General features: G+C 62.6%; 16 protein-coding genes and 1 riboswitch. Of the genes, 7 read left to right on the forward strand and 9 right to left on the reverse strand.

Going from position 1 to position 18,017, the window contains the following annotated elements:
- Positions 1–100: 100 nt before the first annotated feature.
- The gene (locus R6254_RS08315) at positions 101–589 is read left to right on the forward strand and encodes a DUF6650 family protein (RefSeq protein ID WP_318405928.1); all 489 of its coding nucleotides are present in this window, start codon (positions 101–103) and stop codon (positions 587–589) included.
- Between the two features lie 8 nt (positions 590–597).
- On the opposite strand, the gene recG is transcribed toward R6254_RS08315, so the two are convergent.
- Complete coding sequence (gene recG / locus R6254_RS08320; protein WP_318405930.1) at positions 598–2,733, reverse strand: ATP-dependent DNA helicase RecG; 2,136 nt, start codon at positions 2,731–2,733, stop codon at positions 598–600.
- Positions 2,734–2,750: 17 nt separating this feature from the next.
- Between recG and queA the strand changes: the two genes are divergently transcribed.
- From queA to R6254_RS08335, 3 genes are read left to right on the forward strand one after another with little or no spacing between them, the layout of a single operon-like run.
- On the forward strand, positions 2,751–3,818 hold the full coding sequence (gene queA / locus R6254_RS08325) for a tRNA preQ1(34) S-adenosylmethionine ribosyltransferase-isomerase QueA (RefSeq protein WP_318405932.1): 1,068 nt from the start codon (positions 2,751–2,753) through the stop codon (positions 3,816–3,818).
- Positions 3,812–4,963 carry a tRNA guanosine(34) transglycosylase Tgt gene (gene tgt, locus R6254_RS08330; RefSeq protein WP_318405934.1) on the forward strand — a complete coding sequence of 384 codons (1,152 nt, stop codon included), beginning with the start codon at positions 3,812–3,814 and terminating at the stop codon, positions 4,961–4,963. Before queA ends, tgt begins: the two co-directional genes overlap by 7 nt.
- A gap of 38 nt (positions 4,964–5,001) precedes the next feature.
- Positions 5,002–6,006 carry an aldo/keto reductase gene (locus R6254_RS08335; protein ID WP_318405936.1) on the forward strand — a complete coding sequence of 335 codons (1,005 nt, stop codon included), beginning with the start codon at positions 5,002–5,004 and terminating at the stop codon, positions 6,004–6,006.
- Here R6254_RS08335 and R6254_RS08340 read toward each other — a convergent pair whose 3' ends face one another.
- The 4 genes from R6254_RS08340 to R6254_RS08355 form a co-directional block, all read right to left on the reverse strand.
- Positions 6,007–7,089: a serine endopeptidase gene (locus R6254_RS08340; RefSeq protein ID WP_318405938.1), complete on the reverse strand. Its 1,083-nt coding sequence runs from the start codon at positions 7,087–7,089 to the stop codon at positions 6,007–6,009.
- 10 nt (positions 7,090–7,099) lie between these two features.
- Positions 7,100–7,963, reverse strand: coding sequence for a DUF2145 domain-containing protein (locus R6254_RS08345; protein WP_412103131.1), 864 nt, complete (start codon positions 7,961–7,963; stop codon positions 7,100–7,102).
- 22 nt (positions 7,964–7,985) lie between these two features.
- Positions 7,986–8,438 (reverse strand): hypothetical protein, encoded by a 453-nt coding sequence (locus R6254_RS08350; RefSeq protein WP_318405940.1) that lies wholly within the window; start codon positions 8,436–8,438, stop codon positions 7,986–7,988.
- Positions 8,439–8,616: 178 nt separating this feature from the next.
- Positions 8,617–10,557, reverse strand: coding sequence for an MFS transporter (locus R6254_RS08355; RefSeq protein WP_318405942.1), 1,941 nt, complete (start codon positions 10,555–10,557; stop codon positions 8,617–8,619).
- Positions 10,558–10,819: 262 nt separating this feature from the next.
- Here R6254_RS08355 and R6254_RS08360 point away from each other — a divergent pair, with 262 nt between their 5' ends.
- Both R6254_RS08360 and R6254_RS08365 read left to right on the forward strand, forming a co-directional pair.
- The gene (locus R6254_RS08360) at positions 10,820–11,551 is read left to right on the forward strand and encodes a helix-turn-helix domain-containing protein (RefSeq protein WP_318405943.1); all 732 of its coding nucleotides are present in this window, start codon (positions 10,820–10,822) and stop codon (positions 11,549–11,551) included.
- Between the two features lie 37 nt (positions 11,552–11,588).
- Positions 11,589–11,677, forward strand: a riboswitch (glycine riboswitch).
- 211 nt (positions 11,678–11,888) lie between these two features.
- Positions 11,889–13,244, forward strand: a complete 1,356-nt coding sequence (locus tag R6254_RS08365; protein WP_318405944.1) for a D-amino acid dehydrogenase — start codon at positions 11,889–11,891, stop codon at positions 13,242–13,244.
- Here the strand turns inward: R6254_RS08365 and R6254_RS08370 are convergent.
- From R6254_RS08370 to R6254_RS08380, 3 genes are all read right to left on the reverse strand, one after another.
- The gene (locus tag R6254_RS08370) at positions 13,205–14,485 is read right to left on the reverse strand and encodes an FIST signal transduction protein (protein ID WP_318405946.1); all 1,281 of its coding nucleotides are present in this window, start codon (positions 14,483–14,485) and stop codon (positions 13,205–13,207) included. The genes R6254_RS08365 and R6254_RS08370 overlap by 40 nt on opposite strands.
- Before the next feature lie 18 nt (positions 14,486–14,503).
- The gene (locus R6254_RS08375; protein ID WP_318405948.1) at positions 14,504–15,337 is read right to left on the reverse strand and encodes a PhaM family polyhydroxyalkanoate granule multifunctional regulatory protein; all 834 of its coding nucleotides are present in this window, start codon (positions 15,335–15,337) and stop codon (positions 14,504–14,506) included.
- Between the two features lie 250 nt (positions 15,338–15,587).
- Positions 15,588–16,412 (reverse strand): enoyl-CoA hydratase/isomerase family protein, encoded by an 825-nt coding sequence (locus tag R6254_RS08380; RefSeq protein ID WP_318405950.1) that lies wholly within the window; start codon positions 16,410–16,412, stop codon positions 15,588–15,590.
- A 79-nt stretch (positions 16,413–16,491) separates the two neighbouring features.
- Between R6254_RS08380 and R6254_RS08385 the strand changes: the two genes are divergently transcribed.
- Positions 16,492–16,905 (forward strand): VOC family protein, encoded by a 414-nt coding sequence (locus tag R6254_RS08385; RefSeq protein ID WP_318405952.1) that lies wholly within the window; start codon positions 16,492–16,494, stop codon positions 16,903–16,905.
- A gap of 23 nt (positions 16,906–16,928) precedes the next feature.
- On the opposite strand, the gene R6254_RS08390 is transcribed toward R6254_RS08385, so the two are convergent.
- Positions 16,929–17,945 (reverse strand): fumarylacetoacetate hydrolase family protein, encoded by a 1,017-nt coding sequence (locus R6254_RS08390; protein WP_318405953.1) that lies wholly within the window; start codon positions 17,943–17,945, stop codon positions 16,929–16,931.
- Between the last annotated feature and the right edge of the window lie 72 nt (positions 17,946–18,017).

Consider the following 18,017-nt stretch of genomic DNA (forward strand, 5'->3'; position numbering starts at 1 on the left):
TCCATCGTGGCACTTTGATGCCGTTTGCCTCAAATCTCACGACGCACGGCTAGTTTGGGCGGGAGAAGTCCCCTTCATTCGTTTACGCTCAGGAGCACCAATGAAATTTCACGAAGTCGTCTCCCGCGTCACCGGTCTCAGCGTCCCCATCTTCGGAGTTCAATGGAATCCGCCCGAGGCGGAGTGTGTCGTGGCTCGACGCATCCTCGCATTCTTAGAAGACCGGCGCGTCCTGTTCGTTCCGTCCGAGATGGAGGTACCACATCACTGCGTTGATTCCATTCTCCTCATTCGAGAGTTTCTCACCACGGAACTCGGAAAACTTGACGCAAAGAAGGATCTAGCACTCGGTCTTCGTGCGATGCGTGCCGCATGCCGAAAATTCCTCTCCACAGTAGAGACCGATGATCGGTGTGCCGTTCGGTTTGGCGCAACCCAAGGCCACCATGCAAGCTGGGTCTTCAATGGTGCAGTGGGTGAGTTGCGTGGCGTTTTTGGCGTTCACATCGCACGGCTCGCTGCGTCGCATGGCTTAGATATTGAAGGGGACTTGGCCTCAATCATCCCGGCGCCGCCAGATGAACATTGACTTGTCAGTCAAGCCTTCAAAAACTCAGCCTTCCCCCCCAGCCACCGCAAAATATGCCGATGCGCCAGGTCGGCGTACTGATCCAGCATTTGCGGCGCCAGTTCCCGCGCCCAGGCCAGTAGCGCGGTATCCGTTTCCAGGTCGGCAAACCGCAGCAGCGGCGCACCCGACTGGCGAGCCCCCAAAAACTCGCCCGGGCCACGAATGTCCAGGTCGCGCCTGGCAATCTCAAAACCGTCTTGCGTTTCCACCATGGCTTTGAGCCGGGCGCGAGCGGTTTCGCCCAATCGCGGCGCATCACCGGTGGAATACAGCAACACGCAGGCCGAGGCCGCGGCGCCGCGCCCGACCCGGCCGCGCAGTTGGTGCAACTGACTCAGGCCAAAACGCTCGGCATGTTCAATCACCATCAGCGAGGCATTGGGCACGTCCACCCCCACCTCGATCACCGTGGTGCTGACCAGCACGCCGAGCTGGCCGCTGGTGAACAACGCCATCACCGCCTTTTTCTCGGCCGGCGGCATGCGTGAATGCAGCAGGCCGACCGGCGTGCCGGGCAGGGCTGCGCTCAAGGCTTCGTGTGTCTGGGTGGCGTTGATCAGGTCGACCGATTCGCTTTCTTCAATCAGCGGGCAGACCCAATACACCTGCCGCCCCTGGTCCAGTTGCGCACGGATACGCTCCACCACCTCGTCGCGTCTGGCCTCGCTGACCACCTTGGTCACAATGGGCGTGCGGCCAGGCGGCAACTCGTCAATCGTCGAGACGTCGAGGTCGGCGTAATAACTCATGGCCAGGGTGCGCGGGATGGGCGTGGCCGTCATCATGAGTAAATGCGGCTCCTTGCCGCCTTCGCTCATCTTGCTGCGCAGGGCCAGCCGCTGCGCCACGCCGAAGCGATGTTGCTCGTCGATGATGGCCAGCGCCAGGTTTTTGAAAACCACCTTGTCCTGGATCACCGCATGGGTGCCGACCACCAGGCCGGCGGCGCCGCTTTCAATCATGGCAAGCGACTCGCGCCGCTCCTTGGCTTTCTGGCTGCCGGTGAGCCACGCGGTCTGGATGCCCAGCGGTTCCAGCCAACTAATCAGCTTGCGAAAGTGCTGCTCGGCCAGGATTTCGGTGGGCGCCATCAACGCGCATTGCCAGCCGGCATCTATACAACGCGCCGCGGCCAGCGCCGCCACCACGGTTTTGCCGGAGCCGACATCGCCCTGCAGCAAACGGTGCATGGGAATACTTTTTTGCAGATCGGCGGCGATCTCGGCGCCCACACGTTGCTGCGCCGCCGTCAGGCGAAAAGGCAGGCGCTCCAGCAACTGCGCTTGCAAGCTGCATTGGGGGCCGCGCATCGCCGCCCCGTTCAAGGCCGGCGCACGCATGGCCGCCCGCACGCGGCGCGCCTGCAACTGCGACAACTGCTGGGCCAGCAACTCCTCGGCCTTGAGCCGTTGCCAAGCCGGGTGGCTGCGGTCTTCGAGCGCGGCCAGCGCCACATCGGGCGTGGGATGGTGCAAAAACAATAGCGCCTCACGCAAGCTGGACAAGGGCTGGGGCAAGTTTTTGCTTAAATATTGCGCAGGAATGGTTTCCCGCAGGTCGGCGCGGGCCAGGCCACCCAGCACCGCCTTGCGCAAATACGCCTGCGGCAAGCCGGCTACGGTGGGGTACACCGGCGTCAAGGCAGCCGGCAAATCACCACCGGCCGAGCGAAAGCTGGGGTGTACCATTTCCCGGCCCACAAAACCACCGCGCAGCTCGCCGCGCACACGCACACGGGCGCCTACGCTCAGGGTTTTCTGGTGTGAAGGGTAAAAGTTGATGAAGCGCAGCACACAAGTGTCGCTGCCGTCGTCTACCGTCACCCGTAGTTGGCGGCGCGGCCGCAGGGTGATCTCGCTGTGGGTCACCTCGGCCTCGATTTGCACGGTTTCGCCGTCGCGCGCGTCGGCCAGCCGGGTGATGCGGGTTTCGTCTTCGTAACGCAGCGGCAGGTGCAGGGCCAGGTCGATGTCGCGGCGCAGACCGAGTTTTTCCAAGGCTTTCTGGGCCGGCGACTTCTGTGCCGGCTTGGGCGCGGTCGGGCTCCCAGCCCCGGCTGCGGCCTGAATCACTTTTCGGGAAGAGGCACCAGGGGGCGACATGGGACAATTGTGCCTTCATGAAGACGCATTTCAGCCTCAGTGACTTTGATTTCACACTCCCCGACGAATTAATCGCCCAGCAACCCACGGCCGAGCGCCGCGGCTCGCGCCTGCTCGACGGCCGCGTCAGCCCGCTCGTGGACCGGCAGTTTGCCGATTTGCCCGAGCTGCTCCAGCCAGGCGACCTGTTGGTGCTCAACGACACCAAGGTGGTCAAGGCCCGCCTGTTCGGCCAAAAAAGCAGCGGCGGCCGGCTCGAGCTGCTGATCGAACGGGTCTTGTCCTCGCCTCAGGATACGGTCCACGAAGTGGCCGCCCACATGAAGGTCAGCAAAAAACCCTTGCCCGGCGCCGTTATGCAAATGGACGGCGGCTTTACCGCCACCCTGCTGGGCCGCTGGCCCAATACCAACGGGCCGCTGTACCGCTTTGCCCTGAGTAGCGAGCCTTATGCGCTGATGGAAGGCCACGGCCATGTGCCGCTGCCGCCTTACATCACGGACAGCGATACGGCGACCGACGAGCGCCGCTACCAGACCGTGTTTGCCAAACACCCGGGCGCCGTGGCGGCACCGACCGCAGCCCTGCATTTTGACGATGCCATGCTGGCGCAACTGGCGGCCAAAGGCGTGTCGCGCGCCACCGTCACGTTACACGTGGGCGCCGGTACCTTCCAGCCCGTGAAGGCCGAAAACATCGCCGACCACGTGATGCATTTCGAACGGTTTGAAGTGCCACCGGCGACCTTGCAGGCGATTGCCGACTGCAAGGCGAGAGGCGGGCGTGTGGTGGCTGTGGGCACCACCACCGTGCGGGCGCTGGAGTCCCATGCGAAATTCGGCGCCGACTGCAAGGACACCAACATCTTCATCACGCCCGGTTTTGAGTTTGCCGTGGTGGATATGTTGCTGACGAATTTTCACCTGCCCAAAAGCACGCTGATGATGCTGGTCAGCGCGTTTGCCGGCTACGACCACATCATGGCGCTGTACCGCCATGCCATCACGGAACGTTACCGTTTCTTCAGTTATGGTGATGCCATGCTGCTGCAAAAATCCACCCCGGAGGCCATCGCGCCATGCTGAATTTTGAAGTCCTGAAAACCGATGCAGCCGAAGGCGCTTACCTCGGCTCCTACGCCCGCCGCGGCACGCTCACGCTGAACCACGGCGTGGTGCAAACCCCCATCTTCATGCCTGTGGGCACCTATGGCACCGTCAAGGGTGTGATGCCGCAATCGCTGCACGAGATGGGCGCACAAATCATTCTGGGCAATACCTTTCACCTGTGGATGCGTCCGGGGCTGGACGTGATGCAGCAGTTTGGCGGCCTGCACAAGTTTGAAAGCTGGCACAAACCCATACTCACCGACAGCGGCGGCTTCCAGGTCTGGTCGCTCGGCGAGATGCGTAAGATTTCCGAAGAAGGCGTGAAATTTGCCTCGCCGGTCAATGGCGACAAGCTGTTCCTGACACCCGAGATCTCGATGCAGATCCAGACCATTCTGAACAGCGACATCGTCATGCAGTTTGACGAATGCACGCCTTACGACACCAAGGGCCACATCACGACCGAGTCCGAGGCGCGCACCTCGATGGAGCTCAGCCTGCGCTGGGCCAAACGTTGCGTGGCCGAGTTTGAAAAGTTGAACAACCCCAACGCCTTGTTTGGCATTGTCCAGGGTGGCATGTTTGAGAACCTGCGCCAGGAGTCACTGGATGCGCTGGTGGAGCTGGACTTGCCCGGTTATGCGATTGGCGGCGTCAGTGTCGGCGAGCCCAAGGAAGAAATGCAGCGCATCATGGCGCACACGCCGCACCGCCTGCCAGCCAACAAACCGCGTTATTTGATGGGTGTGGGCACACCGGAAGACCTGGTCGAAGGTGTGGCGGCTGGCGTGGACATGTTCGACTGCGTGATGCCGACACGTAACGCGCGCAACGGCCACATGTTCACGCGTTTTGGCGACCTGAAAATCCGCAATGCCCGCTACAAGACCGAAGATGCGCCGGTTGACGCGACCTGCAGTTGCTACACCTGCAAAAACTTCTCGCGCGCCTACATGCACCACCTGGACCGCTGCGGCGAAATGTTAGGCCCCATGTTGTCCAGCATCCACAACCTGCACTACTACCTGAACCTGATGCAGGAAGTGCGTGATGCGTTGGATGCCGGGCAGTTTGGCGCCTTTGTGCTGCAGTTCCGCCAGGACAGGCAACGCGGCGTTTAGGTCTAGCCCCACAAAAAATCACCGACAAGGAAGTCCCCATGCAGTACCGCCGTCTTGGAACAAGCAACCTGAAGGTCTCCGCCCTGTGTCTGGGCACCATGATGTTCGGCCAGCAGACACCCGCGGACGAGGCGGCGCGTATCATGGCTTCCGCCCGCGAACACGGCATCAACTTCATAGATACGGCCGACGTCTACAACGAAGGCCGGGCCGAAACCCTGCTGGGCCAGTTGCTGGCGGGCCAGCGTGACCATTGGGTGCTGGCCAGCAAGTTGGGCAACCGCATGGGCCAGGATGTCAACGCAGGCCATTATTCGCGCCGCTGGCTGATACAGCAGACCGACGCCATCCTGGCGCGCCTTGGAACCGACTACCTGGACATCCTCTACCTGCACCGCGACTTCCACGATGAAAACCTCGAGGAAGCCGTGTCTGCGCTGGGCCATTTGATACGCGCCGGCAAAATTCGCAGTTTTGGTTTGTCCAATTTTCGCGGCTGGCGCATCGCTGAAATCATGCGCCTCTGCGAAAAAATCGGCGTGCCGCAACCGGTGGTCTGCCAGCCGTATTACAACCTGCTCAACCGCGGCCCGGAAGTCGAAATTCTGCCGGCCTGCGGCCACTACGGCCTGGGTGTTGTGCCCTACAGCCCGCTGGCGCGCGGTGTGCTCACCGGCAAATACCCGCCCGGCCAGCCGCCGGCCGAAGGCACACGGGCCGGCAGCGGCGACAAACGTATTCTGGAAACCGAATTCCGCGAAGAGTCGCTGCTGATCGCGCAAAAAATCAAGGCACGTTGCGACGCCAAGGGCTGGGTACCCGGCCAGTTCGCCGCCGCCTGGGTGCTGGCCAACCCCTTGGTCAGCTCGGTGATCGCCGGTCCGCGCCTGTTGTCACATCTGGAAGATGTTTACGGCGCGACCGACCTGGTGCTGGACCGCGAGGACGAAGCCTTTGTGAATGAACTGGTCATTCCCGGCCATGCGTCCAGCCATGGCTACAACGACCCGAGTTATCCCTTTTTCGGCCGGCCAGTGGGCTGATCAGCCGGGCGCGCCGGTCGGCACGGCCGGCTTGGGCGGCGCCTGGCGTTGGTCCCCCGGTGCGCCACAAGCGTGGCAAAACTTGGCAAATGCACTCTTGCGGGTGGTGCAGACAGCACAGTGGTCGTGCAGGCCAATGCCGCAATGCGGACAAAAATCAATCGCGGTGTTTTTCAAATCGACCGGGCGCTCGCAGCCCGGGCAGACACTTTTGGCCAGACGTGCCAGCGCGGTGTCGTAACTCAGCTCTTCACGCCGCTGCGCGTCGGGCAGTTGTTCGGCCAGGCGCTGCCGCTCCAGGTAGCGGTTCAGCGAGACGATGGCCTGCCGGCCCACCAGCACGGTCACGAGGATGCCGACCACGTAACGCACGTAGCCGCCGTAACTCGGCAAGTAAGGCACGAGTTCAACAAAGAAGGCGAACAGCGCAAAAAAGATAAAGCCCCAGACAAATGGCCAGTAAGTGCTTTTACGTTTTTTGGCAAACAGCCAGCCAGCGGCCACCAGCAAGGGCAAGGTGAGCGCCAGGCGGTACAAAAACACGCGTAATTCCTGCGCACGGCGGGCGCTCTCCCATTTGACTTGTGCCGCGCGCTCCAACTCATTGAGCTGATCGTGAGTGCGCACCGAACTCTGACTCGCGTCCAGCGCCTTTTGCTGCTGCGCCTCCAGCGCGGCCAGGGCCTGCCGCTCGGTCGCTTTCAGGCTGTCCAGCGCCCGGGTGCGCGCCAGCAACTCGGGGTCTTGTTCGGCCCGCTCGGTGGCGCGCCGTGTGGCCAGCCAGTTGTTAAAGGTTTCGCTGGCCGAACGTGTATTGGCCTGCGCCACCTTGAGTTTGAGTCTGGCCTGCTCCAGCGCCTCTTGCGCATCGCGGCCGTTGCGCTCCGCTGTTTTGAGCGTTTCGCGCAACTCCGATGCGGCCGGTTGCGCGATGAAGTCCTCCATCGACAGCGATTTTTCGACCTGCGGCAGGTCGCCCACCAGGGTACCGCCCAACCCGATCAAAAAGCCGGCAAACACCAGGGCCACCAGCCACAGGCCGCGCTGAAACCACTTTTCCGACAGTCGTAGAGTTTTGCTCATCAGGGCTCTTTCAAGGTTGGCGCAAAGTGACGGGTGCCGCGCCCAGACCGGTACGTTGCATCCACAGGAACACGGAATCCACGGTCACGGTTTCGATGCGGTCTGCAAACCGTTTTTCGTTGGGATGATCGTCGAAGGCCACATTGGCGGCGGTGGCACGCCCGCCCAAGCGGGTCAACGCCCGGATGTGGAGCGGCGTGGGCTCGTAAGCCTTGAACTGCAGCCAGGCCTGGGCCTGCTCGCGTGATTTGATTTGCGGCTCCATCGCCAGCGCCAGGGTTTCGATCGCCCACTGGTTGGACTGCTGGTATTTGCGGCCCCAGGCGTAACTGACGACGCTATAGGGCTTGTGGTTCAGGCTCAAGGCCCGGCCGTCCTGCGAAACATCCAGCAGCAGAGGCAGCAAACGCTCTTGCACCTCACGCGCCGGCACCACCCAAGCCGCTTCAAAGCGCCAGAGGTCATCCAGGAAAAATTCTCCCAAGCCCTGGCGGTAGACGGCAGAGTCCGCCGTGCCACATTGGTTGAGCTTGTGCAACACGCGCCAGACATGGCCATTTTTTCCATCCGGCGTGAGCTGGGGCTGCTTGTAGGCAAAACCCAGATGCGAGTAATACAGGCCGTATTTGCTCAAGTCCTGCCCGGCGCGCGCCAGCACCACCACTTGCTGGCCGCTGGCATCCAGCGCGGCCAGTGTGCGTGCGGCCAGGTTCAGGCTGCGTTCCACGGTTTGGGCCTGAGGCGGCTTCGCCTCCTCGCAAGAGCGCCCGGCATGTGCGGCCGGACCCACCAGCAGCAGCACCCAAGCCAGCAGGCCGGTGCGTCGCATGACGGCGCGGCAGGCAAGCTGCGCCCGGGTCATCCATGTGTTCATCAACATCCCTTTATTTACTTACTTAGTTGGTCAGGCGCTGGTTATGCAGCAAGGCGCGCCCCAGCTCATTGGGAATAAAGGCGATGGCCTGGCCCGCCGCCGACAGCACCACACCAGCCGTGATGGCACTGACCGTGACCGCTGTACCCACTGCCAACGAGGCCGTGCCCACCCCTTTGCCCACCATTTCCACGCTGGCCTTGGCGCCATCGGACACCCGTTCCAGCACATACACCGTGCCGCGCGCCGACACCTCCACCGTCTTCACGACCAGCACCGCGCCGGCGGCGGACAGCGCCAGGGGCACGGCGGCCAACTGGCCGGCGGCCGAACTGGCCACCACCGAGGCCAAAGGTACGGCCGACACGGCGCTCAAGGCCGACGCCTCGCTTTGCGCCTTGGCATCAAATGAGGCTCCAGCCCCCGCTACTGTTACGCAGACAGCTATCAATAATGCAGCAAATGACCTTTTCACGAAACTTTCCTTTTGAACGTTAAAACCGTTGGCGATGGGCAGCTTGAGGAATCGCATGGACATAAAACCCTTTGAAAAAGTGGAAGTACTGCCAATGTGCCCCGGCCGCGCCGCCAACAAGGCAAATAGAGATACAACGATTCAATAATGAACTGATCGTACCTTTATTTGATACTTTTCAGGCCTTGAGCAAGGCCATGACCCGGGCCCGCAAGGCCTCGGGCTGCACCTGCGCCGGCGGCATGGCGGCTCCGGCATTCAGGCCCACCCGGCTCAGCAAGCCGCGCCGGAAGGGCCGCACCATGGCTCCGCCCTGCTCGACCCGGCTAAAGAACGAGCCCCACAAATTGGTCAGCGCCATGGGCACCACCGGCACGGTCAGGCCGTCCCGTTCGGCGTTTTCCAGAATTTTCATGATGCCGCCCTTGAACTCTTGCAAGGTGCCGTCCCGGGTGATGCCGCCCTCCGGGAAGATGGCCAACAAATCCCCGTTGCGCAACACCTGGGCCGCCGCTTCAAACGCAGCGTCATAGGCCGCCGGGTCTTCGCCGCGCGGCGCCACCGGAATCGCCTTGGCCAGCCGGAACAACCAGCCCAGCACCGGCATTTTGAAAATGCGGTGGTCCATCAAAAAATAAATCGGCCGGGGGCTGGCGGCCATCAACAACACCGGGTCGACAAAACTCACGTGGTTGCAGGTCAACACGGCCGGCCCCTGGACGGGGATGTTGTCCTCGCCCCGGACCTTGAAGCGGTAGACACAACGCGAGGCGAACAAGGCGATAAACCGCAGCAGGTATTCAGGCACCAGCAGGAAGATGTACAAGGCCACCACGGCATTGGCCAGGCCAACCAGCAAAAATATCTGCGGGATCGTCATGCCAAGTTGCAGCAACACTCCCGCGATCACCGAGCTGGCGATCATGAACAGCGCGTTGAGAATATTGTTGGCCGCGATGATGCGGGCACGGTGCGTGGCTTGTGCACGCAGCTGGATCAGCGCGTACATGGGCACGCTGTACAGACCGGCGAACAGCGACAACAAGGTCAGGTCGGCGAGCACGCGCCAATGCGCCGACGCGGCGAGAAATTCCGTCAGGCTCAGCGCCGTGGCTGCGGGCGGCAGGCCGCGCGACGCAAAATACAGGTCCACCGCAAACACACTCATGCCAATGGCCCCCAGCGGCACCAGGCCGACTTCCACGTGGCGACGGCTCAGCATTTCGCACAGCAGCGAGCCGGTGCCGATACCAATGGAAAACACCACCAGCAACAAGGACGCGACCTGCTCGTTGCCATGCAACACTTCCTTGGCAAAACTCGGGAACTGGCTCAGGAACACCGCGCCGAAAAACCACATCCAGCTGATGCCCAGCAGGGAGCGGAAAACCACGATGTTCTCGTGGGCGAGCCGGAGATTGCGCACGGTCTCGGTGAACGGGTTCCAGTTGATCTTGAGCCCCGGATCGGTCGCCGGTGACACCGGAATATAGTGCGCGACCGCACGGCCCAACAGGGCCAGGCCGACACAGCTGAAACCCACATGGTGGGCGCCGATTTCGGGCACGGCGATGATCAGGCCGCCGGCGACATTGCCCAGCAAAATGGCCACAAAGGTGCCCATCTCCACCATGCCGTTGCCGCCCATGAGTTCGCGCTCGCCCAGGTGTTGCGGCAAATAGGCGAACTTGACCGGCCCGAACAAGGTGGAATGCAGGCCCATGAGGAAGGTGCAGCCCAGCAGGATAGTCACGTCGGCGCTGAAAAAGCCCCAGGCCGCCAGCGCCATGATCAGCATCTCCAAGCGCTTCACAAAAACAATCAACGTGCGTTTTTCGTACTTGTCGGCCAGTTGCCCGCTGGTGGCCGAAAACAGCAGAAAGGGCAGGATGAACAGCGCACCGATCACCAGCCCCGCCATCGCGGGCGGCAGCCAGCTGACTTGCAACTGGTAGGTCACCATCACGGTGAAAGCGAACTTGAACAGGTTGTCGTTGGCGGCGCCGGAAAACTGGGTCCAGAAAAACGGGGCAAAACGGCGCTGCTTGAGCAGCGCGAACTGGTTCGGGTGTTCGTTGGCAGACGGGGGGGGCACCGGTGCGGCGGGATCAACACTCATGACGGACTCCTCTTTTCAGTGCTTGCGCGGCAAGCTCTTGCGGCTGCCTGGATGGCCTGCCCGGTTGGCAGGTCAGTGCCCCGGATTCTGCCCTGATTTTTCCGGTTCCCTGGATCCTTGGTTTTTCGAAGATCAATGTCATGCGCAGCCCTTTCAAGGTGTGGGCGCAGTCTGCTCTCACCAACGCCCTCTGCACTTCGTTATCGATACAAGACCACGTCAGAGGACTTAAAGTATCGACCATCGATACCAAGGAGTTCTGATGAGCACAAGCGCTGACCTGGTGACTGCCTTGAAAAAGGAGCTCAAATCCGCCCAGATGACGTATGCCGATCTGGCGCGCGCACTCGGCATGGCCGAGTCCAGCGTCAAACGGATGTTGTCCCGGGGTGACATGCCGCTGTCGCGTGTGGACGCGATTTGCCGCGCCCTGAAACTGGACTTTGCTGATCTTGCGCGGCGGGTGGCCGATAGCCAACCCTTGCTGGCGGAACTCACCGAAGCGCAGGAAAAAGCCGTGGTGGCCGACAAGAAGCTGCTGCTGACCGCCATTTGTGTGTTGTCGCAATGGACGTTGGAGCAGATCACGGGCAGCTACCGCCTTACAGAGACGGAATGCATCAAATATTTCGCGCAACTCGACCGCATCGGCATCATCGAACTCAAGGCCCTGAACCGTTACCGGCTCAAACTCGCCAAAACTTTTCGCTGGCGGCCGCATGGCCCGGTGATGGATTATTTTCGCGACAACGCCTTGCTGGACTATTTTTCCGGCGGCTTCGACGGCAGCGGTGAAGGTCTGCTGCTGGTGCACGGCGCCATCAGCCGCGGCCTGGCACCTTCGTTTCTGGAACGTATGCAACGCGTGGCACAGGACTTTGCGCAGCAACACCAGGCCGACCAGAAACTGGCCGACAAGGACCGCGAAGGCTACACCTTGCTGCTGGCCATGCGCAGCTGGGAGTTCGAGGCATTTACGGCCTTGCGGCGTTAAACATTTTGACAAGCCGGCCCGGCTTCGGTGAGAATCGGGCTCTCATGCAGGAGAGTGGACGCCCCAGGCGTCCCACCGAAGGCGCAAACTCCCATACACGCTCAGGTCCCGTACTGCATGCTGAAAATAGCCGTCTGGAGAGCCTTTGCATCACCTTGATGCATCGCACCGAAGGAGCAAACCCGCAGCGCCCGCTGCGGCGTGAATCTCTCAGGTACCAAGGACAGGGGGAGCGGCAACCAACAGAACGACACCCGTTGTCGGCGTCAACACGCTATCCATTTGATAGCTAGATACGCCCATTCTGCTTGGACCCACTGTCTAAAAGGTTCTCAATATGCGCGTTATTGTTCTCGGCAGCGGCCTGCTCGGCGTCAGCTCGGCCTGGTATTTGTCCCAACTCGGCCATGAGGTCACCGTCATTGACCGGCAAACCTCGCCGGCGGCGGAAACCAGCCACGCCAACGGCGGGCAAATTTCGGTCAGCCACGCCGAACCCTGGGCCAACCCCAGCGCCCCGTTCAAGGTGCTCAAATGGCTGGGCAAGGAAGATGCACCGCTGCTGTTCCGCTTGCGGGCCGATACCCGGCAATGGGCCTGGGGCCTGCAATTCCTGCGCGAATGCACACCTGCCCGCACGCGCCACAACATCCGCCAGATCGTCCAGCTCGGCAGCTACAGCCGGGACATGCTGCAGCAGCTGCGGCGAGACACCGGCATAGACTACGACCAGCGCACGCAAGGCATTTTGCATTTCTACACCTCGCAGCAGGAGTTCGAAGGCGCGCTGGAGCCTTCGCGCCAGATGCGCGAGCTGGGCTGTGAGCGCCGGGTGATCTCGGCCGACGAAGCGGTGGCGATAGAGCCCGCGCTGGCCACCCTGCGCGGCCAACTCGCAGGCGCCACCTACACCGCCGAGGACGAATCGGGCGACGCCCGCAAATTCACGTTAGCCCTGGCCAAACTCTGCGAGGCGCGTGGCGTGCGCTTTTTGATGGGCCACCACATCACGCGCCTGCTCAAGACCGGTAACCAGATCACCGCGGTGGAGGCCACCGATCCACAAGGCCGCTACCTGCAACTGACCGCCGACAGTTATGTGCTGGCGGCCGGCAGTTTCAGCGCGGCGCTGGCCGAGCCCCTGGGCCTGAAGTTACCGATTTATCCGGCCAAGGGTTATTCGGTCACCTTGCCGGTGATAGAACCCACACGCGCTTACCAGGTGTCATTGACCGACGACGAGTTCAAGCTGGTGTTCAGCCGCTACACCACGCCGGGCAGCGACGGTGAGGCCGAAGACCGGCTGCGTATTGCCGGCACCGCCGAGTTCAACGGCTACGACCGCCAGCTCAATGCGGCCCGCTGCCAGGCGATTGTGCGGCGCGTGCAGCAACTTTTCCCCGGCGCAGCCGATGTGAACCGCGCGCAATTCTGGAGCGGCCTGCGTCCGGCCACGCCAAGCAATGTGCCCTTGATTGGCCAGAGTCGCATCAGCAACCTGTTCCTGAATACCGGCCACGGCACCCTGGGCTGGACACACGCCTGCGGTTCGGGCAAGGCGCTGGCCGATATCGTGAGCGGCCGCAGGCCCGAGCTTGATTTTGCGTTCCAGGGCGCTGTGCCCAAACGCTCGCCGGGGGCTGCTGGCCGTTCTCAGGCGCCCGTGGTGAACACCGTCAAGACGCCGGTGTAACCATAAAGCTGGTGGCGGGCAATCTCGCCGCCGGCAAAAAAACCCACCAGCGGCACATCGCCCAGCGCACGCCGCACAATCTGCAGCTCGGCGCTGGACGCACCGAAGTGTGGTCCGCCACGCCCCGAGCAACTGACATATATCGCGCCGGCGATACGCCGGGCCGGGTGCGGCGCTGCGTCGGCGTGTAAACCGCTGAGGGCGCTGGCGACGTCGAGGCTGACTTCTTCGGGCTCCAGCTCTTCGCGGATTTCGGCACAGACACGCACCAGGTCGGCGCGCGCCGCCTCGGCGTTGCGTTCGCAAAAAGCCAGCTTCATGCCCAGGCTGGGCACGTCGGCAATCGCGATGCCGCTGCGCGCCGGGTCCAGGCCGATGATGTGGCGCACCACCACGTCGGCGCCAAACTGGCCGGGCCGCTGCACGCGGCCGTCTTGCAAGGCGGCGTCGGCGCTGCGCAGGCCGACCAGGGTGGTGCGTACCTTCTCCAGCGCATCACGCGGCTTGTCCAGCGAGACGCCGAGGTCGGCCAGCATCACGTCCAGCGCGCTCTCGCCGTCCAGCGCCGTGACCACATTGGCGTCGCAGGCGGTGATGTCATGTTCGCCGGAAATCGGCTGGCAGCCCTGGGTCACACGCGACATCAAGGCCGCGCCTTGGGCAAACGCCACACCGCTCAGGCCGCCGCTGAAGACCCCGCCGGCAGCGCCCTGCCCCTTGACATTGCCGTTGCCGCTGAGTGCGAACTGCACCGCGTTGCTGCGGCTGGACGCCAGCCCGCCAAACACATAACCACTGCCGGTGCGCTGGGCCATCTCGTCTATCAGCTCGGCCACATCGGGCGTGCTGGCGTCGGCATGCACCAGCGCGGTATACGCCTTGAAATGGGTGGCGCTGGCCGGCGGCAAAGGCGAGACACCGGAAAAGACGCGGTACTGGTCGCTGGGCAGGCCGCACAACATCACCGCCAGCGCCGGTTCGTCGAAATATTCAACGTTGTTGGACGCGATGCCTATGCCCACCGTGCCGGCCCAGTCCGTGATCTCGGGCAACTCGCCGCCCAGAAAATCCAGGATCTCCTGCGCCTGCGCGGCGTAGTGGTCGGTGATGTAAAGCAAACCCAAGGTGGGCGCACTCGCATACGCCGGCAAGGCCATGTGGGCACGCAGCTGGGCCAGCACGAGACCAGCCGCCATGCGCCATTGCGGATGGGTGGCGTGGCCGTAGGGGAAAAGTTTCATGGAGTCCCGAGAGGAAAATCAGCGCGCCGTTTTAGGCGCCGTCTTGCGCGCGGTTTTACGCGCTGCGGTTTTGGGTTTGGCTTTGGCTCGGGTCGTGGTGGACGCAGCCGGTGCAGGCCAGGCCTGCGCGCCGCGCAGCGCGGTGTTCATGGCCGAACGTGCGCCCTGGGCCATGGTTTTGCCCGCCGAATCGGCCATGCCTCTGGCCATGTCCTTGGCCATGCCGGTCGCGCCTTTTACGGCGTCTTTCGCCAGGCCGGTGGCCATGTTTTTGGTGGCGCTCATGGCGGTTTTTTTGGCCGCGTCCTGCATGGCCGTGGTCGCGATGTTCTGGAACTGCTGCGTCAGCGCGCCCCACCACTGCATCGGGTCCACCACCCCAGGGGCCGCTGCGTCGGCTTTGCCAGCTTTGGTTTTGGCCTTGCCCGGCTCGGCGTCGGGGGCCGGGGTCTCCAGGCCCGAGAAGGACTTGGCTTTGTCGGCAACCTTTTGCACGCTGCCAGCCACCGTGTCGGCGACCTTGAGCTTGAAGGCATTGGCGACGTCACCCATGTTGAAGTTCATGCCCTTGAGCGTGGCCAGGGTCATCTTCTGCACTTCCAGCGCCTGGATGGTGGCTTTCAGCGCCATGGCGTTCTGGTCCAGCCAGAACTGCACGGCCTTGAGTTCTTCGATACGTTTGTCCAGTTCTTCGACATTCAGCGTGGGCGCGACCCAGTTGCCCAGATTGGGCAGCTGCGGGATGTTTTGCGCGGCGCTGCCGGCAGCCTGTTTGGCCAGGTTTTGCAAAAAATCAAACCCGGGGACCAGCTTGCCAAACCCGGCAAAAGAAGGGTTGTCTGCGTCACTCATGGTGTCTCCTGGTAGGTATAAAAGGCGGCCTCAACAGTGAACGAGCGCTGAACTCAGGCGCGTCGCACGCTTGGCCTCATTGTGCAGGGTCGGAGCAACACGTCAACCCGTTTTTGCAAAGGCAACACCGGGCGTGCAGGCAGCCCGTCGCTCATAACACGGCCAGCCCAACGGCGCTTGCTTATAAGGAAATAATGCCTGCAACCCTTATATGACGGGCGCAAGCAGCTACTTATTTAGGAGCGACCAGTCAGACTTTCGGACCATAACTGGGCGGACGGCGCTCGCGCAGGCTGGCCACACCTTCGCGCACATCCGGCCCGGCAAAGCCCATGAACTCCAGCGCCAGCGAAGCGTCAAACGCCGGCCCGGCCTGGCGCAGCCAGTTGTTCAGCGCGTATTTGGTCCAGCTGATGGCGCTTTGCGAGCCCTTGGCCAGGCGGTCCGCCACCTCGTAGGCCTTGGGCAGCAGATCCTCGTCATTCACCGCCAGCGAGACCAGGCCAATCCGTTCGGCCTCTTCGCCGCTGATGGGCTCGCAAAGCATCAGGTAATACTTGGCCTTGGCCATGCCACACAGCAGCGGCCAGACGATGGCGGCGTGGTCACCGGCGGCCACACCCAGGCGCGTGTGGCCGTCCACAATCTTCGCGCTTTTGGCGGCGATCGAAATGTCCGCCAGCAAGCCGGCCACCAGCCCGGCACCTACCGCCGGACCGTGCAGGGCGCTGACAATCGGCTTGTCGCAGTTGATCACGTTGTAGACCAGGTCGCGCGCTTCCTTCCAGACCCGGGTGCGGGTGGCAAAGTCGTCGGCCATGTCCTGCACCAGGGCCAGGTCGCCGCCGCCGGAAAACCCCAGGCCTTCGCCGCGCAAGACCGCGCAACGCACCGAGTCGTCGCTGCCCACGTCGCGCCAGATTTGGGCCAGTTCGCGGTGGCCGTCATGGCCGGCGGTCGGCAGCTTGCCGTTGGCGGCTTTCATCTGGATATCGAGCACGCAGCCCAGGCCGTTCATCAAGGAACCGCGGCGGGTGATGGCAAGGGTGGTGTAAGTGTTGTAGTCGGGGTTCATGCCGGCCATCATGCCCCGGCCAGGCACGCGCGGGAATCAGGGATCGCCCTGCCGGGCTGACCTTTGATAAGCTTGAGGCATGAAAAGCCTGTTTCACTTTGCCTTCAACGTCACCGACCTGGACCAAGCCCGCCGTTTTTACGGCGATGTGCTGGGTTGCACCGAGGGACGCAGCACGGACACCTGGGTCGATTTCGACTTCATGGGCCACCAGCTGTCCCTGCACCTGGGCCAGCCCTTCAAAACCGAACGCACCGGCCATGTCGGCGACATCCTGGTGCCCATGCCGCATTTCGGGCTGGTCCTGGCGCTGCCGGACTGGCAGGCCATGGCCGAGCGCCTGCTGGCCGCCAAGACCGACTTCCTGTTCGCACCGCAAGTGCGTTTTGAAGGCCAGCCGGGCGAGCAGTGGACCATGTTTTTCTGCGACCCCTTTGGCAACCCGCTGGAGATCAAGGGCTTTCGGGATCTAGCGGCGGTCTACGCCGCCTGAAGCCCCGGCCCCGCTGGCCTGTTTTATTCGGCCGGGACGGCTTCCACGATCTGCTGATTAATCGCGCCAAACAGCGGCCCGCCATCCAGGCCCTTCATTTCAATCCGTATGGTGTCGCCGTATTTCATGAAGGCTGTGGAAGGTTTGCCGTCCTGGATGGTTTCGATCGCGCGTTTTTCGGCGATACAGCTGTAACCCTTGGGCCATTCGGTCTTGCCCTTGACCTCAACGCCCTTGTTGCTGACCGTGCCGGAGCCGACGATGGAGCCGGCACGCACATTGCGGGTTTTGCAGATATGGGCGATCAGCTGGCCGAAGTGAAACGTCATCTCGGGGCCGGCGTCACACATGCCGACCTTGCGGCCGTTCCAGGTGCTTTGCATGGTCAGGTTGAGACGGCCCTTGTCCCAGGCCGCGCCGAGTTCGTCCAGCGTCACGGCGACCGGGCTGAAGGCCGTGGCCGGCTTGCTCTGGAAAAAGCCGAAACCCTTGGCCAGCTCGCCGGGGATCAGGTTGCGCAGGCTCACGTCGTTGGCCAGCATCACCAGGCGTATGCCTTCCAGCGCCTGTGCCGGTGTGCTGCTCATGGACACGTCGCCAGTGATGACCGCCACCTCGGCTTCAAAGTCGATGCCGTAGTCCTCGCTGGGGCAGACCACGTCGTCACAGGGGCCAATGAAGTCGTCGCTGCCGCCCTGGTACATCAGCGGGTCGCTGTAGAAGCTGCTGGGCACCTCGGAGTCACGCGCTTTGCGCACCAGCTCCACGTGATTGATGTAGGCCGAACCGTCGGCCCACTGGTAGGCACGTGGCAGCGGCGCCATACATTGCGCCGGGTCAAAAGGAAAGGCGTGGCGGGCCTTGCCGTTGTTCAGGGTGTCGGACAGGTCTTGCAATTGCGGCGCCAGGAAGTTCCAGTCGTCCAGCACCTGCTGCAATTTGCTCGCAATGCCCGTCGCATAATGAGCCGTCGTCAGGTCGCGCGAGACAACCACCAGTTGGCCGTCACGTGAACCGTCTTTGTATGTCGCGAGTTTCATCAGTTTCTTTCTGGTTAGAGGGCGGATGGATCAGGCTGACCACACATTGCGCCGACTGGCCGCGACCCCGCA

This window comes from Polaromonas potterensis, from assembly GCF_033446725.1.
Classification (GTDB): Bacteria; Pseudomonadota; Gammaproteobacteria; order Burkholderiales; family Burkholderiaceae_C; genus Polaromonas.

Bases quoted from the DNA above. Each gene is read 5' to 3' on its own strand.
- R6254_RS08375 (WP_318405948.1), bottom strand. From the start codon at position 15,337: ATGAGTGACGCAGACAACCCTTCTTTTGCCGGGTTTGGCAAGCTGGTC.
- recG (WP_318405930.1), bottom strand. From the start codon at position 2,733: ATGTCGCCCCCTGGTGCCTCTTCCCGAAAAGTGATTCAGGCCGCAGCC.
- queA (WP_318405932.1), top strand. From the start codon at position 2,751: ATGAAGACGCATTTCAGCCTCAGTGACTTTGATTTCACACTCCCCGAC.
- R6254_RS08365 (WP_318405944.1), top strand. From the start codon at position 11,889: ATGCGCGTTATTGTTCTCGGCAGCGGCCTGCTCGGCGTCAGCTCGGCC.
- R6254_RS08315 (WP_318405928.1), top strand. From the start codon at position 101: ATGAAATTTCACGAAGTCGTCTCCCGCGTCACCGGTCTCAGCGTCCCC.
- R6254_RS08335 (WP_318405936.1), top strand. From the start codon at position 5,002: ATGCAGTACCGCCGTCTTGGAACAAGCAACCTGAAGGTCTCCGCCCTG.
- R6254_RS08355 (WP_318405942.1), bottom strand. From the start codon at position 10,557: ATGAGTGTTGATCCCGCCGCACCGGTGCCCCCCCCGTCTGCCAACGAA.
- R6254_RS08380 (WP_318405950.1), bottom strand. From the start codon at position 16,412: ATGAACCCCGACTACAACACTTACACCACCCTTGCCATCACCCGCCGC.
- R6254_RS08370 (WP_318405946.1), bottom strand. From the start codon at position 14,485: ATGAAACTTTTCCCCTACGGCCACGCCACCCATCCGCAATGGCGCATG.
- R6254_RS08390 (WP_318405953.1), bottom strand. From the start codon at position 17,945: ATGAAACTCGCGACATACAAAGACGGTTCACGTGACGGCCAACTGGTG.
- R6254_RS08345 (WP_412103131.1), bottom strand. From the start codon at position 7,963: ATGAACACATGGATGACCCGGGCGCAGCTTGCCTGCCGCGCCGTCATG.
- R6254_RS08385 (WP_318405952.1), top strand. From the start codon at position 16,492: ATGAAAAGCCTGTTTCACTTTGCCTTCAACGTCACCGACCTGGACCAA.
- R6254_RS08360 (WP_318405943.1), top strand. From the start codon at position 10,820: ATGAGCACAAGCGCTGACCTGGTGACTGCCTTGAAAAAGGAGCTCAAA.
- tgt (WP_318405934.1), top strand. From the start codon at position 3,812: ATGCTGAATTTTGAAGTCCTGAAAACCGATGCAGCCGAAGGCGCTTAC.
- R6254_RS08340 (WP_318405938.1), bottom strand. From the start codon at position 7,089: ATGAGCAAAACTCTACGACTGTCGGAAAAGTGGTTTCAGCGCGGCCTG.